The sequence below is a fragment of the Spirosoma jeollabukense genome, assembly GCF_054777855.1.
Genome location: NZ_BAAHAD010000002.1, coordinates 323969 through 338535, shown reverse-complemented (window position 1 = coordinate 338535; position 14567 = coordinate 323969). Strand labels below are relative to the sequence as shown.

At 47.0% G+C, this 14567-nt stretch carries 13 protein-coding genes; 1 reads left to right on the top strand and 12 read right to left on the bottom strand.

Annotated elements, in window-relative coordinates; genetic code table 11:
- Positions 1–107 precede the first annotated feature (107 nt).
- The 3 genes from infB to ACYVEA_RS09785 form a co-directional block, all read right to left on the bottom strand.
- Positions 108–3554 (bottom strand): translation initiation factor IF-2, encoded by a 3447-nt coding sequence (gene infB / locus ACYVEA_RS09795; protein ID WP_461113249.1) that lies wholly within the window; start codon positions 3552–3554, stop codon positions 108–110.
- Between the two features lie 180 nt (positions 3555–3734).
- A complete protein-coding gene (nusA, locus tag ACYVEA_RS09790; protein ID WP_093831416.1) occupies positions 3735–4979 on the bottom strand; it encodes a transcription termination factor NusA in 1245 nt (414 codons plus the stop codon).
- Positions 4980–5065: 86 nt separating this feature from the next.
- Positions 5066–5578, bottom strand: coding sequence for a ribosome maturation factor RimP (locus tag ACYVEA_RS09785; RefSeq protein WP_461113248.1), 513 nt, complete (start codon positions 5576–5578; stop codon positions 5066–5068).
- 339 nt (positions 5579–5917) lie between these two features.
- Between ACYVEA_RS09785 and ACYVEA_RS09780 the strand changes: the two genes are divergently transcribed.
- Complete coding sequence (locus ACYVEA_RS09780) at positions 5918–6886, top strand: endonuclease/exonuclease/phosphatase family protein (RefSeq protein WP_461113247.1); 969 nt, start codon at positions 5918–5920, stop codon at positions 6884–6886.
- A gap of 53 nt (positions 6887–6939) precedes the next feature.
- Here the strand turns inward: ACYVEA_RS09780 and ACYVEA_RS09775 are convergent, their stop codons facing one another.
- The 9 genes from ACYVEA_RS09775 to ACYVEA_RS09735 all read right to left on the bottom strand — a co-directional run bounded on the left by ACYVEA_RS09775 (position 6940) and on the right by ACYVEA_RS09735 (position 14490).
- On the bottom strand, positions 6940–7350 hold the full coding sequence (locus tag ACYVEA_RS09775) for a molybdenum cofactor biosynthesis protein MoaE (protein ID WP_461113246.1): 411 nt from the start codon (positions 7348–7350) through the stop codon (positions 6940–6942).
- Positions 7351–7413: 63 nt separating this feature from the next.
- On the bottom strand, positions 7414–7662 hold the full coding sequence (locus ACYVEA_RS09770; protein ID WP_461113245.1) for a MoaD/ThiS family protein: 249 nt from the start codon (positions 7660–7662) through the stop codon (positions 7414–7416).
- A gap of 141 nt (positions 7663–7803) precedes the next feature.
- Positions 7804–8085, bottom strand: coding sequence for a hypothetical protein (locus ACYVEA_RS09765; RefSeq protein WP_461113244.1), 282 nt, complete (start codon positions 8083–8085; stop codon positions 7804–7806).
- Between the two features lie 72 nt (positions 8086–8157).
- On the bottom strand, positions 8158–9174 hold the full coding sequence (locus ACYVEA_RS09760) for a S1C family serine protease (protein WP_461113243.1): 1017 nt from the start codon (positions 9172–9174) through the stop codon (positions 8158–8160).
- Positions 9175–9292: 118 nt separating this feature from the next.
- On the bottom strand, positions 9293–9880 hold the full coding sequence (locus ACYVEA_RS09755) for an RNA polymerase sigma factor (protein ID WP_461113242.1): 588 nt from the start codon (positions 9878–9880) through the stop codon (positions 9293–9295).
- A gap of 111 nt (positions 9881–9991) precedes the next feature.
- The gene (locus tag ACYVEA_RS09750; RefSeq protein ID WP_461113241.1) at positions 9992–10318 is read right to left on the bottom strand and encodes a hypothetical protein; all 327 of its coding nucleotides are present in this window, start codon (positions 10316–10318) and stop codon (positions 9992–9994) included.
- An 82-nt stretch (positions 10319–10400) separates the two neighbouring features.
- On the bottom strand, positions 10401–11405 hold the full coding sequence (locus ACYVEA_RS09745; protein ID WP_461113240.1) for an NAD(P)H-dependent glycerol-3-phosphate dehydrogenase: 1005 nt from the start codon (positions 11403–11405) through the stop codon (positions 10401–10403).
- Positions 11406–11539: 134 nt separating this feature from the next.
- Positions 11540–12958, bottom strand: a complete 1419-nt coding sequence (locus ACYVEA_RS09740; protein ID WP_461113239.1) for an efflux RND transporter periplasmic adaptor subunit — start codon at positions 12956–12958, stop codon at positions 11540–11542.
- 65 nt (positions 12959–13023) lie between these two features.
- On the bottom strand, positions 13024–14490 hold the full coding sequence (locus ACYVEA_RS09735; protein WP_461113238.1) for a TolC family protein: 1467 nt from the start codon (positions 14488–14490) through the stop codon (positions 13024–13026).
- Positions 14491–14567 lie beyond the last annotated feature (77 nt).

Here is a 14567-nt window from a genome sequence, read left to right as displayed (position 1 = left end):
CGAATTAACAAGAGGATTCTTACAAATAGTATGTCTGATTTATAATGTATAAAAAAAACCCCTAACTGGACAACCAGTTAGGGGTTTTTCGTTATTTATCGTAGCGACTACAGCGTTCGTTTCACTTCTTTCAGTTCGAAGCTTTCAATCACGTCACCAACTTCAATGTCATTGAAGTTCTTGATACTCAAACCACATTCGTAGCCGAATTTCACTTCGCTAACATCTTCTTTGAAACGTTTCAGCGCACTGATTTCACCCGTATGAACCACGATAAAATCGCGGATGATACGGATTTTGTTGTTTCGCTTGATATTACCTTCCGTTACGTAGCAACCGGCTACTGTTCCAATCTTACTGATCTTGAACACCTCGCGTACTTCGATATTACCAACAATGACTTCTTCAACAGTCGGTGCCAACAAGCCCTCCATGGCATCTTTTACCTCATTGATAGCGTCGTAGATAATCGAGTAGAGACGGATTTCAATCTGCTCCTGCTCCGACAGTTTCCGGGCACTAGCCGATGGCCGTACCTGGAAGCCAACAATAACAGCATCTGAAGCCGAGGCCAGCAGCACATCAGATTCGGAGATCTGCCCAACTGCTTTATGGATGATATTTACCTGTACTTCTTCGGTAGACAATTGCAACAGCGAATCTGACAAGGCTTCAACCGAGCCATCCACATCACCTTTCACAATAACATTCAACTCTTTGAATGAACCGATGGCCTTCCGGCGACCGATTTCTTCGAGTGTAATGTGCTTGCGGGTACGTAGCGTTTGCTCACGCAACAACTGTTCCCGTTTATTCGCGATTTCACGAGCCTCACGGTCCGTTTCCATCACATTAAACTTGTCACCCGCCTGCGGAGCACCCGGTAGTCCCAGAATCTGAACCGGTTGAGCCGGCCCCGCTTCTTTAATACGTTCGCCCCGGTCATTTGTCATAGCACGGATACGACCGTAATGCGCGCCGACAAGCATGATATCACCCTGGCGCAACGTACCGTTTTCTACCAGTACGGTCGATACATATCCCCGACCTTTATCAAGCGAGGCTTCGATAACCGTGCCTAACGCCCGACGCTCGGGGTTGGCTTTCAGTTCAAGTAGCTCTGCTTCTAATAAGACCTTTTCGAGGAGATCATCGACGCCTAAGCCCGATTTCGACGAAATTTCCTGTGCCTGATATTTACCACCCCACTCTTCAACGAGCATATTCATGGCAGCCAGTTCAGCCCGGATTTTTTCGGTATCTGCCCCAGGTTTATCCACTTTTGAGAAAGCAAAGACAATAGGTACACCAGCGACCTGCGCGTGATTGATAGCCTCGCGCGTTTGTGGCATAATACTATCGTCAGCGGCAATCACAATGATAACAACGTCAGTCACTTTAGCACCCCGTGCCCGCATGGCCGTAAAAGCTTCGTGACCCGGCGTATCAAGGAACGTAATCATCCGATCGTCGGTCGTTTTAACACTGTAAGCACCTATGTGCTGTGTTATTCCGCCCGCTTCACCAGCCGCAACTTTCGCCCGGCGGATGTAATCGAGTAACGAGGTTTTACCATGGTCAACGTGGCCCATGATGGTCACAATTGGTGCCCGCGGCTGTAGATCGTCCGGATCATCGGCTTCAACATCGATACTAGCTTCTGTTTCATCTTCAGCCGATATGAACTGAACATCGTATCCAAACTCATCGGCAATAACCGTAATTGCTTCAGCATCCAAGCGTTGGTTGATCGAGACGAACATACCCAAGTTTAAACAAACCGAGATAACTTCGTTAATCGATACATCCATCATTGATGCTAGATCGTTGGCGGAAACGAACTCGGTAACTTTCAGCGTTTTTGCTTCCAGTTCTTCCTGCTCATTCAACGAACGACGATCTTCTTCCCGCTGACTACGGCGATCGCGTCGACGGTCAGCGCCCCGGTTTGGCGAATTACCCGCCATACGGGCATTCGTTTGCTGAATAGACTTACGAACGTCGGCTTGCGTTGGTGCCTCACGACGGCCAGTACCCCCTCGGTTAGCGTTATTACCGCCCCGGTTAGCGTTGTTACCACCACCAGCCGGACGATTTCCACCGCCCGTTCGGTTGTTAGCATTATTATTACCAGCGCCAGCCTGACCACCCCGATTAGCCGTAGTACCATTCTGCTGATTTGTACCCGTACCGGCGTTACCTGTACGATTTGCTGGTGTAGCCGTACCGTTTGCACGGTTAGCTGGTGCCTGATTACCTTGTCCTTGAGCTGGTTGGCGATTACCATCCCGCTGGCCACCCGCCTGATTGCGGTCACCTTCGCGAGGAGGACGATCTCCCTGCACTCTATTGGCTGGGCTCCGATCACCTTCGCGAGGAGGGCGATCAGTGCGGTTATTATTGATGCCCTGGCCTTGGGGTTGATTACCGCCACCCTGATTCGGTTGAGCCGTGCTTCCAAGAGCCCCTTCTCGCCCACCGCGAATCCGTTTGCGTTTTTTCTTATCAGCGTTGCTATTGCCGCCACCACCCTGACGAGGGTTATTAACGGGCAACTCAATTTTACCAAGAATTTTCAATCCACCAAGTTGATGGCTACCGGCTGCCCGAATAGTTTCGGTTGGCTTCACTGGCTCATCCACAGACTCAGAAGCAGCTGGTTTAACAGCCTGAGACTCTGGTTTAGTCCGGTTATCCTGTCGTACACTCGAACGATTCTCTGGTTGCTTTTCTGGTCTTACCTGATCAGCAACGGGTGCTGCCGGTTTAGGCACTTCTGCCTGCACTTTTGGCTGCTCAGGAATTGCCTTGGCTACAGGAGGCTGTACCGGTTGCGATTGTGCTACAGGCGCTTGCGGAACCTCTTTGGGAGGCTCTGGTACTACGGGTGCCTTTGGTGTTTCAACCTTACTAATCGATGGCTCTGGTTGAACCGGCGTCGATTTAGGAATTTCCGTTACAGGCGGTACATGTATTGGCTGTGGCGCAACAGGTTTGGGCGTATCTACAACTACCGGTTTTGGGGCATCTACGGCAGGAGTCTGAACACGGCTTTCTGGTTGTGTAGGTACAGTAGTTGGTTTTACGTCCTGTGGTACCGCAGGTTTTGCCTGTGGCACAGGTACGGGAGCAGGTTTTGCATTCAGATCAATTTTACCCACCACTTTTAATCCTGGCAAACCGGTCTGGGCAGTTTGCAGGGTTGGCTTCGACTCTACTGGAGTCGACTTGGGTAATTCAGCCGGAGCAGTTTCCGACTTAGGATCAACCATTGGACGTCTCGCGTCATCACGACGGTACAAAACGACATCCTCCTCCTGACGACGCGGTGGCTCGGCGGCTACAACCGGCGGTTCAGCCCGGCGAGTTCCGTTCAGGAGTTCCGTAGATTTATACTCCTTCGCTAACACCTCCAACTGTTCTGTGTTGATTTTGGTGTTAGGATTAATTTCGACCTTAAACCCTTTGGCAGACAGACTACTCGCAACAGAGGATAACCCTTTGTTGAGAATTTTTGCCACTTGGCTCAGGCGCATTGACTTTTCTTCTGCCATACTTTGGTCTATATTCCGCAAATTTAATAGTTGTTGGTATCTTATGAACACCACTTACAACAATAAAAATCCCTCCCTTTGATAATGAACAGTGAAAAGTGAAGAATGAAGAATATTGATCGATCATTTATTCTTCATTCTTCACCGCACCGGCGGCCCGGTTTTCATTGTTCATTCATTTTACTCAAATTCCTGCTTCAGAATATTCAAAATCTCCTGAACAGTATCTTCTTCCAGATCAGTACGACGAACGAGTTCTTCATTACTCAGGGCCAATACGCTCTTGGCCGTATCAAGACCTACTTTACGAAGCTCATCAATCATCCATTCGTCAATTTCGTCGGAGAATTCCATGAGGTCGACGTCTTCATCATCTTCCTGCCCTTCGTTGTCCCGGAATACGTCAATTTCCATATCAACTAATCGGCCAGCCAGTTTAATATTCTGACCACCTTTACCGATAGCTAGGGAAACCTGATCCGGTTTCAGAAAAACCGAGACGCGCTTGGTTTCACGATCAATCTGCATCGAGCTGATTTTAGCAGGACTCAATGCCCGGCTAATGAGCAGTTCAAGATTCTCGGTGTAATTTATAACGTCAATATTTTCGTTACCCAGTTCACGAACGATGCCATGAATCCGGGAACCTTTCATACCCACGCAAGCCCCCACGGGATCAATACGGTCATCGTATGACTCAACAGCCACCTTTGCCCGTTCGCCGGGCTCCCGAACGATTTTACGAATGGAAATTAAGCCGTCGTAAATTTCAGGCACCTCAATTTCAAATAGCCGCTCTAAAAATACGGGCGATGTCCGCGATAGAACGATTTTAGGCGTACCATTCAACATCTCCACCCGGCTGATAACGGCCTTTACCGCTTCACCTTTCCGGTAACGGTCTTTGGGAATTTGATCAGTACGCGGTAAGCTTAACTCATTGCCTTCGCCATCAACCAGAATAATTTCGTGCTTTAGCAATTGGTAAACCTCGGTGCTCACTAAATCCCCCACCTGATCCTTGTATTTCTGATAAAGGAGTTCTTTCTCCATATCCTTTATCTTCTGAATCAATGTCTGACGGGCGGTCTGTACGACCCGGCGACCGAAATCTTCCAGTTTAACTTCTTCGGCAACCTGTTCGCCTACTTCAAAGTCGTCCTGAATCTTGCGGGCTTCAGCAAGCGGAATTTTGTCGTAATCCCAAATGTCTTCAGAGTTGTCGTCCACAATTTCGCGTGTACGCCACATCTCTAAATCGCCACTTTCGGCATTAATAATAACGTCGAAATTTTCGTCGGTACCGTATTTTTTACGAATCATTGTCCGGAAGACTTCTTCCAGAATAGCGATCATAGTCGGCCGGTCAATATTTTTCGACCGGGCAAAGTCAGCAAACGATTCAATTAACAGTCCACTGGTCATTTTCGTGTTGGGTCAGTAGTCGAGAGTCGTTCGTCAATAGTAATCGTTTGTTGGCACATACGACTATTGGCTGTCGACTGTCGACTTTATTTAAATGATATTTCTACATTCGCTTTTTTAATTTGTCCGAAGGGAATCGGCGTAGGCCCGACTGGTGGTGCTTCAGTAACTAAATCAGCTTCTTTTTTCTTTTTACTCTTCGACTTCTTTTCGGCTTCGATATGCAACACAATATGATCGTCGGCCACGGACTCGAGTATACCTTTTCGAATACTTCCGTCCAGAAGCGTGGCAACCACTGTTCGACCAATATTGCGAACGTATTGCCGCTGAAACGTTAATGGGAAGTCAATTCCTGGTGATGAAACTTCGAGCGTAAACGCAGATTCATCAAAAAAATTTAATTCATCCATTTGTGCACCCAGCCTACGGCTAATACTGGCGCACTCTTCAATCGTAATACCCGAATCGTTGTCGAGCAAAACGGTCACTTTAATACGTCCTCCCCGACGCCCTACTAACTGAACATCAACGATATACAAATGATCGTCGTTCAGATACGGCTGGAGAAGTTCAATTATTTTCGCTTTGTCGTCCATAAGTTACGGCTAACAAAAAAGGGAGTGCGACTCCCTTTTTTGATCAATGCCATATGGTTTTTGTGCCACAAAGATAATACGTTTCCCTGTGCATAGCAAGCCCCTCCTTTTTCTCGATTGTGGGCTTTCCAGTCAGAATGCCTTATTTTGGTACTTATAAGGCATTTGTCTTTTCTTAATGACGATGATATGGCGATAAGAATACGAGTCCGCGCGATGGTTGTCTTTTTTTTTCGGTCATTGCTGTGGTCTCTTAACCTGTTGCTAGTGTTTTATACAGGCTTAGCGTACTGGTTGCTCTATAGTTTACCCACACAACATTGGTCGGCTGGACTAATCATGATCACGATTCCAGTAGCCTGGATGTTGAATCTAGTTGTAGTGTGTTTATGGCTTACGGATCGCCCCTGGCGGAGCTGGCTTTCAGGCATCGTGCTAATTGTGGGGATCGTCTTGTTCGGATCACGAACCTTTGGCTGGAATCAAATCAAAGAGTTGACAGGTACTGGTACTCAAATCAAAGTATTCAGCTACAATGTCAAATCGTTTGACATGAACACTACGTATAAAGAGTACCCAAGCTCACCCCGCTTCCGACGCCTGGCTGATTATATAATACGTTACGATGCCCCTATCAAATGTTTTCAGGAGTTTCGTACATCAAGAGCTTCTCCGGAATATGATTTTATTCAGCGATTTCGTCAGGCTGGTTATCAATATTCGCTTATTCTAATTCCTGAAAATAGCCAAAGCGATGGGGTTGCTATTGGTGCGGCTATGTTTTCGGTTTACCCCATTATTCAATCAGGACGAGAAGAATTCAGTACGCCCAACGGCCTCCTTTGGGCCGATATTAAAATCGGAAACGATACAATCCGCGTTATAAATGTTCACTTACATTCCATGGGTATCCGGATAGGGAAAGTCTTGAAAAAAGATGAAATGAGTGAAGTAAAGCACGAGACTCGGGGTATATTAAGTGCACTTCGTACGGGCTTTGTTGAGCGAAATCTACAGGTCACTAAGCTTCAGCAATACGTTAAGGATAGTCCACATCCAGTAATTATTACCGGAGATTTTAATGACACACCGTATGGTGTTGTCTATGAGCGAATGCGCAGGCTACTACCTAACAGTTTTGAAGAAGAAGGGCACGGTTTTGGTTTTACGTATAACCACATGCCTAATTTCATTCGTATTGACCACCAGTTCCATGACCCTCGCCTACCCGTCTTGAATTTCGAAACGATCAATTACGTCTCAGACTCAGACCATTACCCCATTGTAGGGACATACGTAGTGAAATAGTCGTAAGTCGATAGCCATCAACGTCAGTTACTGATGACTCTTAACTATTGACTTTATGGATGGGCATTTACCCATTCTTCGCCATCCATAAATACTTCTTTTTTCCAGATAGGCACCGTCTTTTTGATGGTATCGATGATGTAACGGCAAGCCTCAAACGCATCAGCGCGATGAGCCGTAGCAACACCGATCAGGACAGCGATCTCACCGATTTGCAACGTACCCTTCCGATGAATGATCGTGTAGCGTAAGATGGGCCAACGCTGGTGAGCCTGATCAGCAATTTTCTCCATTTCACTGATGGCCATACGATCGTAGGCTTCGTACTCGAGCCGATTTACTGAACGCTCCTGCGTATTGTCGCGTACGACACCCAGAAATAAATCAATAGCACCCGCTTGCTCCGATTCGATGGATTTTAAAGCAGCAGCAACGTCAATTGGATCAGTCGTAATAGAAATCATAAATCAGTTGTCAGTGACCAAACAAAAAAACATAACCCATTAGCCAGGCTATGTTGACTGAAATCAACCGCCACTCACAGGTGGAATAAGGGCAATCTCGTCGTTATAGCCTATTAACTGATCTTGTTCGGCATATTCGCCATTAACAGCGACCAATAGTGATTTAATACCCGCTAATGCTGGATAATCCTGGTGCAATTGGCTAAGTAAATCAATAACACGCGTATGCTCACTAAGGGGCACCACAACTTTCGACTGTCCAGTCAGGTCGCGGGTAATACCAAATAAGAGTACTGAAGCGGAGGAAGCCATTCGTTAGACTAGTTCTGAGGAAAATCTACTACGTAGTAAAACAACGTAGCAATGCCCAATTGAAGTTCGCAGGGTACAAACAAAAAACTGTGCCACCCGCAACAGGCAATGGCACAGTTTGTATTACAAATAAGACAGGCCTTATTTCGAGTTATTCAACTTTCGTTCAGCCTTCTTCATTTTTTTATCAGTTTTGTCTAGGGCCTTGTTCGTGCCATCTTTAACGTCCTCTTTCGTATTTTTGGCGGCTTTGGATATTTTATCTCCTGCCTTATCGGCCTCACGACCGACCTTTCTGCCAGCAGCTTTCGTCGTTTCTTTCACCTGGCTACCAGCCTCCTTTGCTTTCTCTTTCGTATCCTGAGCGGATACAGCGACAATTGAAAAAACCACCGCAGCGGCTACCATTATGAGCTTTTTCATGACTGTTGAATTAGTTTATTGAACTCAATAACCGATAGCCTTCTTAATTGTTTTGCGATCTAATCAATCACGTTATTCTTTGTGCTTGAAAACTTTCACTTGATAAACGTAGTCCTGCATCCGCTTAATCTGTTGCTTGCGTGGCAAACTGGCCAGCGTACTTTTGCGGTTTAGCCGCAACGGCTGCCCTTTGAGCGAATCCGGTGGAATACTATTCAGGGCTTCAAACAGATAATTCGTTTTCACCGCAAAACTGACCCCTTCGGAAGTGGTCTGCTTACCGCTGATAATGCCAATAACGTTGCCTTTTTCATCTAAAAGTGGTCCGCCCGAGTTTCCGGGATTGACACTAATAGCCACCTGGTAAGCCGTTGAATCGCCCCGATAGCCCGTACCGGAACTGAGATAACCTTCTCCGTAAACAATTTCTTCGCGCGGGTAACCAAGCGTATATACACGTTCACCCAGATCAGATGATTTGGCATCAAAGCTGTAAGGAACGGGGGGCAATGTCCGAAAGGCGCTATCATCACAGAGTTGCAGAACAGCCAGATCGTGGGCCTGATCGGCATAGACGATACGGGCTTTATAAACCTCCCCCTTACCGCTTTGCACATAGACCGAATCGGCCTCCCGAATAATGTGGTTATTTGTTATAAAATAGCCATCGGACGTGAGCAAAAAACCCGATCCGGCCACCTGCGCCGGATTAATACCTAACCCGCGACCTCGTCCATTGAAATCATTCAGGAGTCTACGCTGCGATGATTTGACAGCCTGAATTTCCTTGCTCAGCAGGCTATACTGTTGCTCCTGCTGTTTATGGCCCTGTAGATACGAACGGTACAGAAAAATTGAGCCAAACGTAGTAATTATGGCTGCCGAAGCGGCCACTGCCAACGTAGTGCGATACGTATGCCAGAGTTTACGAATCTGGCCCGACGCTTCGGCTGGAGAACTATATGAGTCAGCATCCTGTCGCATAGCGTTCATGTCGATGCTAGCCTGCATCGCCTGCAAACGCTGTTTAAACCGAATCCGCTCGCCGTAAGCGTGCAACGCGTTTTCAATATCTTTTTCCTCGTTCATCTCTATAAAAGAGTTAAAGAGTTATAGAGTTGATAAGTTATAAGGTTGATGGACTGCAAACGCAATTTTCAACCAAGACGGCGAACCGTTTATAACCATACGACTTTATAACGTAGTATTACTGTTTGTATTCCGCAAAGAACAACCGCTTCAGGCGCATCAGACATTTATACTTTTGCGTTTTGGCGTTATCAGCATTGGTATAGCCAAACTTTTCAGTAATATCCTGCATACTCAGATGCTGAATATAAAAATCATCCAGTAACGTTCGACAAGGTTCGCCAAGTCGGCCCAGTGAGTCGGCCATGAGGGTAAACTGTCGGTCACGCTCCTCGTGGTCAATCAGGTCATCATTCAGTTGGTCAACGGCCATCTCATCCGAAGCAGGCGTTTCTACATCCCTTACCACAAATCGACTACGTTGAGCTAACTGCTTCAGCCACAAACGCCTACCGATAGAATATAGATACGTTTTTAACTGGCAATGCAATTCCAGCGAACCACTTCTTACCTTTTCATACAACACGATCAGCGCTTCCTGATAAATATCCTTGGCGTCGTCTTCGTTCCCACTATTACTGGTAACGAAGTGGAGCACCATTGGAAAATATCGTCTATACAACTGACTTAATGCGTCGTCGGAGCCATCGGCCAAACCCAGCAGCAACTCATCATCAGTTAATACGGGTTGCCTACTTTCCTTCATTGAGTTGAGTCATTACTTAATACGGAAACACATTGGATGTAACCCAAAAAAAAGTTAAAAATTGTTGGGTTACCTTTTTCTCTATCTAGTATTAACGATGACATTGAATCATTAATCACTAAACAAAAACATCCCCAAAAATATGAAAGCAATCACGAAATCCGCCTTCTTTTTCATGGCTATGATCGCCCTGGCTACGTCTTGCAGCTCGAAGAAGACCGAAAGCACTGAAACGACTACGACCACGACGGATTCAACTTCGACGATGGCTACGGATTCGACGATGGCTACGGATTCTGCTTCGACGATGTCTGCTGATAGCGCGAAGTAATTTCTACTAAGGCACAACTGCCGGTATAACTTGCCGACAACGCTATAAACGATATAAGAGCCTCCTGATGATTCAGGGGGCTTTTGTTGTTTTAAGTCGTCAGTCAATAGTCGGTAGTCATTAGTGGCTGACACAAATGATTTGCTTTCGCGTCAGCCACTAATGACTACCGACTATTGACTGACGACTTCACGTCAATACTTCTTTCAACACATTCATGGCACCGGTTGGTGCCGCTTTTTCATACAGTATTGTATATACGGCATTCGTAATGGGCATATCGACACCAAATTGCCGATTGATTTCAAAAATACTTTTCACGGCATAATAGCCCTCTGCAATCATGTTCATCTCTGCCTGCGCCGACTGAATTGTGTATCCCCGGCCGATCAGTGTGCCAAATGTGCGGTTTCGACTGAAGGGCGAGTAGGCTGTTACAAGCAGATCACCGAGATAAGCAGAACCACTTAAATCACGATGCTTGGGATAAACAGCATCGACAAATCGCTTAATTTCCTGCATGGCATTCGACACCAGCACAGCCTGAAAATTGTCGCCATAGCCGAGTCCCCGTGTGATACCGCACGCCAGCGCAATAATATTTTTCATTACTGCGCTATACTCAACCCCATAAATATCGTCTACGGGTGTCGTTTGTACGAAACGGCAACGTAGTAGATCCGCCACTTCTTCAGCACAAGTATGATCCTGGGAGGCAATAGTCAGATACGAGTGTTTCTCAAGGGCAACTTCTTCGGCATGGCATGGCCCGGCGATAACAGACATCTTGTTCGTCGGAACGCCGTATTGATCACTGACCCAATCCGTTACTAATTGATTGGCTCCAGGAATCATTCCTTTAATAGCCGACACTACGTATTTTCCGGCAAAATGCTCGGGTTTGAGCCCTGTCAATGCATCAGCGATAAAAGCGGCCGGAACGGCCAGGACTACATAGTCACTATCCCGAACGGCATCCCGAATTTTAGTGCAAACCTTCACCTTTCGCGTATTGATCTGCACATCACTCAGGTAACTGGGGTTATGCCCAAATTTTTTAATGTGATCCGCGTCCGATTTTTTGCGAAGCCACCATTTAACACTGACATTATTTTCAGAGAGGATTTTGACGAGCGCCGTCGCCCAGCTTCCCCCCCCGACCATCGTCAGCCGAACGGGTTGAGTTACTTTCATGGGGTAAAGGAAGGAAAAAAGCCGATGTAGGCCAAATTTGGCCTACATCGGCTTACCTTTCAAAACTAATTTCGGGAATATATGTCTATTGGCTGTTGGTATGAGCGCCATACTTCCGCCCGCGTGGCCACACCTTACTCCTCCTTCTCGTCTTTCTTTTTATTCTTATTCGGATCGCGTTTGACGACGAGTTCACCGTCTTTTAGTTTCTTGGATACAGCAATAAAAGGACCCGAAATAATCTGTTCGCCTGCCTTCAGGCCCGATACGATTTCAATATTTTCGAAGTCACTAATGCCGGTTTTCACTTCGCGCTGCGACGCCTTTCCCCCAACATTGACGAAAACAATCTCTTTGGGCTTTTCTTTCTTTTCAACCTGCGTAGCGGGCTTTTCATCGACATCCCCGTTTGACTTCGTCTTTATTTCTTCAGTGTCAATGGCGCTTGAATCGGCGGCTCGTGTCGTTACGGCGGCAATTGGCACAGCTAATACACCCATTTTCCGGTCGGTAATGATCTCGACAGACGCAGTCATACCCGGCTTAAACGGATATCCCTTTTTGTCTTTCTGAGCCAGTAAATCGCTGTATGAGCTGTTCAGAATTTTCACTTTTACCTCAAACTCCGTTACAGCATCGGCAGAAAGCGAGGCAGCCGCAGCCGCTCCCGATGAACTGGTCAGGCCATTGGCCGTATTGGCAATTTCATAAACAACGCCTTTGAATTTACGCCCAGCCATTGTGTAGGAGTCCACTTCAATATCGGCGGTGTCACCCAGATTGGCCCGGACAATGTCATTCTCGTTGACGTTGACACGTACTTCCATGTTTTGCAAATTAGCAATACGCATAATTTCCGTACCCGCCATCTGCGATGTACCCACAACACGTTCACCTAGTTCGATATTCAGTTTTGATACGGTTCCGTTGACGGGCGAATAAATTGTCGTTTTACGCAGGTTTTCATTGGCGTCGCGCAAACTGGCTTCGGCGCTCTGAATATTGAACTGCGCAGCCCGGACATTGGCATTAGCCGCTTCGACTTCCTGTTTTGCTACGTTGAAGTTAGCCTCGCTGGTTTCTAAATCAGCGGAAGAGACAACTTTATCGGCAAACAGTTTTTTGTTACGCTCGTAGTCGGCTTTGGCCCGGATCAGTCGGGCACTCGATTGAGCTACGGATGCTTTGGATTGTTCCAGTTGGGCCCGACTTTGATTGACCGTAGCCCGCGCCCGTGCTAATAATGATTCATAGTTATCAGGGCGAATGCGGCACAACAACTGACCCGCTTTTACGGGATCACCTTCGTTAACGTATAAGCCAATAATTTCACCGGATACATCGGGGCTGATCTTGACTTCTACCTGCGGCTGAACGCGCCCCGATGCACTAACACGTTCCGTTATATCGGTCCGTTTAACCAAGCTAAAATCAACTTCCGTTGACTTCGGCTTGCCGATCATACCGGCCTGTTTAGCCGCAACGAAACCACCCACAAGCAGGACAACTAGCCCGCCTAAGATCCACCAAATTCGACCTGACTTCTTCTTCATAGGGAGAGAGCGAAAGAATGAAAGAGCGAATTACGCCGGATGGCTTTCGTTCTTTCGCTCTTTCACTAATTAAAACTAAGGGATTTGTTCTGGTAATAATCTAAAATTTTGGTTCGGAATACATAATCGTACTTGGCCTGAACAAGGCTGGCACGAGCACGATCAAGATTCGTTTTGGCAATACTATAATCCGTTGCATTAATGGCACCTGCATTTAATCGGCTTTCGGCCATTTGGAACGCCCGTTCGAGCGACAATACCTGCACTTGAGTAGCTCGATACTTATTAGCCCCCGCTTTCATCTGGGTATAGGCCGTTTCAATTTGCTGGCGCAGCGTTAAACGGGTATTAAGTGCTGTCAATTCGGCATTCTGTTGCTGAATTTTAGCCGTTGTGATTCGGTTTCGCGACAAATTTCCCTGAAAAATGGGAACCCGCAAAAACAAAGAAGCGGACTGGCTAAAGTTATTACTTAATTGAGTACCATACGAAATACCGGCACGATCATACCCGGGTGTCTGCGCGTTTACTGGAATCTGCGCGCCTGTTACGGGATCAGTGATGAAACCAATCGTTGTCTGGGTAGACTGCCCATTGGGTGATGCTACACTCGCAGCACTGGAATAGATCGTACTCAGGTTTCCGTTCAGCGACAAAGTAGGATATAGTCCACCTTTCGCCACCTGAACGCCTAACGTAGCACTTTTGACGCGCAGATCAGCTCCTTTTACTTCGGGCAGATTTGTTGACGCCACATCATACAACTGCTGCACAGAGGCCGTGTAAGGATCTAAACCCGGATCAGGCACATTAATCGGCTCTACATCAAAGTTCTGATTGATCGGTACGTTCATGGCCTGTAGCAACGCTACTTTAGCCAGATCAAGCGTGTTTTGTGCTGTAACAATGTCAACTTCATTACTGGCCAGCGTAGCCTGAAGATCGAACACGTTCGATTCGGGCGCCGATCCGGCAGCTACCAGGCGTTGCATACGCTCCAGTTGCGCTCGTGTTACGTCAGCCTGACGTTGGGTAACGGCTAGTTGCTCTGTACCTGTCAATACGTTCAGGTAATTTTGGGCAACCGTCAGCGAGACATTATTCTGCGTAGCATTTAGCTCCTGCTGGCCTGCCTGAAGGGCGAGTTCATTTTGCCTGATCGTACTACGTAGTACGCCACCATTATACAACGTAACCGATGTATTAAGCTGAAAACTACTGGAATTAATCGTCTGCTGGACGAACTCGTTGGATTGTGGGTTGATACTACGCCCCCCGTTTATGGACTGGTTGCCCTGAAAAACGGCGGTCGGCAACTGATTTAACCGTGACTGGCGTACTTGCAGGTCACTGTTAGCCACGGTTAGTCTACCCTGTCGGATCAGTATGTTATTTTGCTGAGCAATGTCGATGCACTGCTGTAAATTTACCCGAGCTGGTGCGCTCGCTGTGGTTTGCGCGTATGCTCCCGACAATCCTGTCGTTAGCCATAGAGTCATTACGACCCGCATCTGTTTCCACGCCACTTGCATACACATACTATTTGATGGTTCAATGTTACAAACTTACCTTCGGCGCGGCTATCGTTTTGGGATAAACGGCGCAAACT

Coding starts and splice junctions, on each gene's coding strand:
- infB (WP_461113249.1), bottom strand. CDS start 3,554: ATGGCAGAAGAAAAGTCAATGCGCCTGAGCCAAGTGGCAAAAATTCTC.
- nusA (WP_093831416.1), bottom strand. CDS start 4,979: ATGACCAGTGGACTGTTAATTGAATCGTTTGCTGACTTTGCCCGGTCG.
- ACYVEA_RS09785 (WP_461113248.1), bottom strand. CDS start 5,578: ATGGACGACAAAGCGAAAATAATTGAACTTCTCCAGCCGTATCTGAAC.
- ACYVEA_RS09780 (WP_461113247.1), top strand. CDS start 5,918: ATGATCACGATTCCAGTAGCCTGGATGTTGAATCTAGTTGTAGTGTGT.
- ACYVEA_RS09775 (WP_461113246.1), bottom strand. CDS start 7,350: ATGATTTCTATTACGACTGATCCAATTGACGTTGCTGCTGCTTTAAAA.
- ACYVEA_RS09770 (WP_461113245.1), bottom strand. CDS start 7,662: ATGGCTTCCTCCGCTTCAGTACTCTTATTTGGTATTACCCGCGACCTG.
- ACYVEA_RS09765 (WP_461113244.1), bottom strand. CDS start 8,085: ATGAAAAAGCTCATAATGGTAGCCGCTGCGGTGGTTTTTTCAATTGTC.
- ACYVEA_RS09760 (WP_461113243.1), bottom strand. CDS start 9,174: ATGAACGAGGAAAAAGATATTGAAAACGCGTTGCACGCTTACGGCGAG.
- ACYVEA_RS09755 (WP_461113242.1), bottom strand. CDS start 9,880: ATGAAGGAAAGTAGGCAACCCGTATTAACTGATGATGAGTTGCTGCTG.
- ACYVEA_RS09745 (WP_461113240.1), bottom strand. CDS start 11,405: ATGAAAGTAACTCAACCCGTTCGGCTGACGATGGTCGGGGGGGGAAGC.
- ACYVEA_RS09740 (WP_461113239.1), bottom strand. CDS start 12,958: ATGAAGAAGAAGTCAGGTCGAATTTGGTGGATCTTAGGCGGGCTAGTT.
- ACYVEA_RS09735 (WP_461113238.1), bottom strand. CDS start 14,490: ATGCAAGTGGCGTGGAAACAGATGCGGGTCGTAATGACTCTATGGCTA.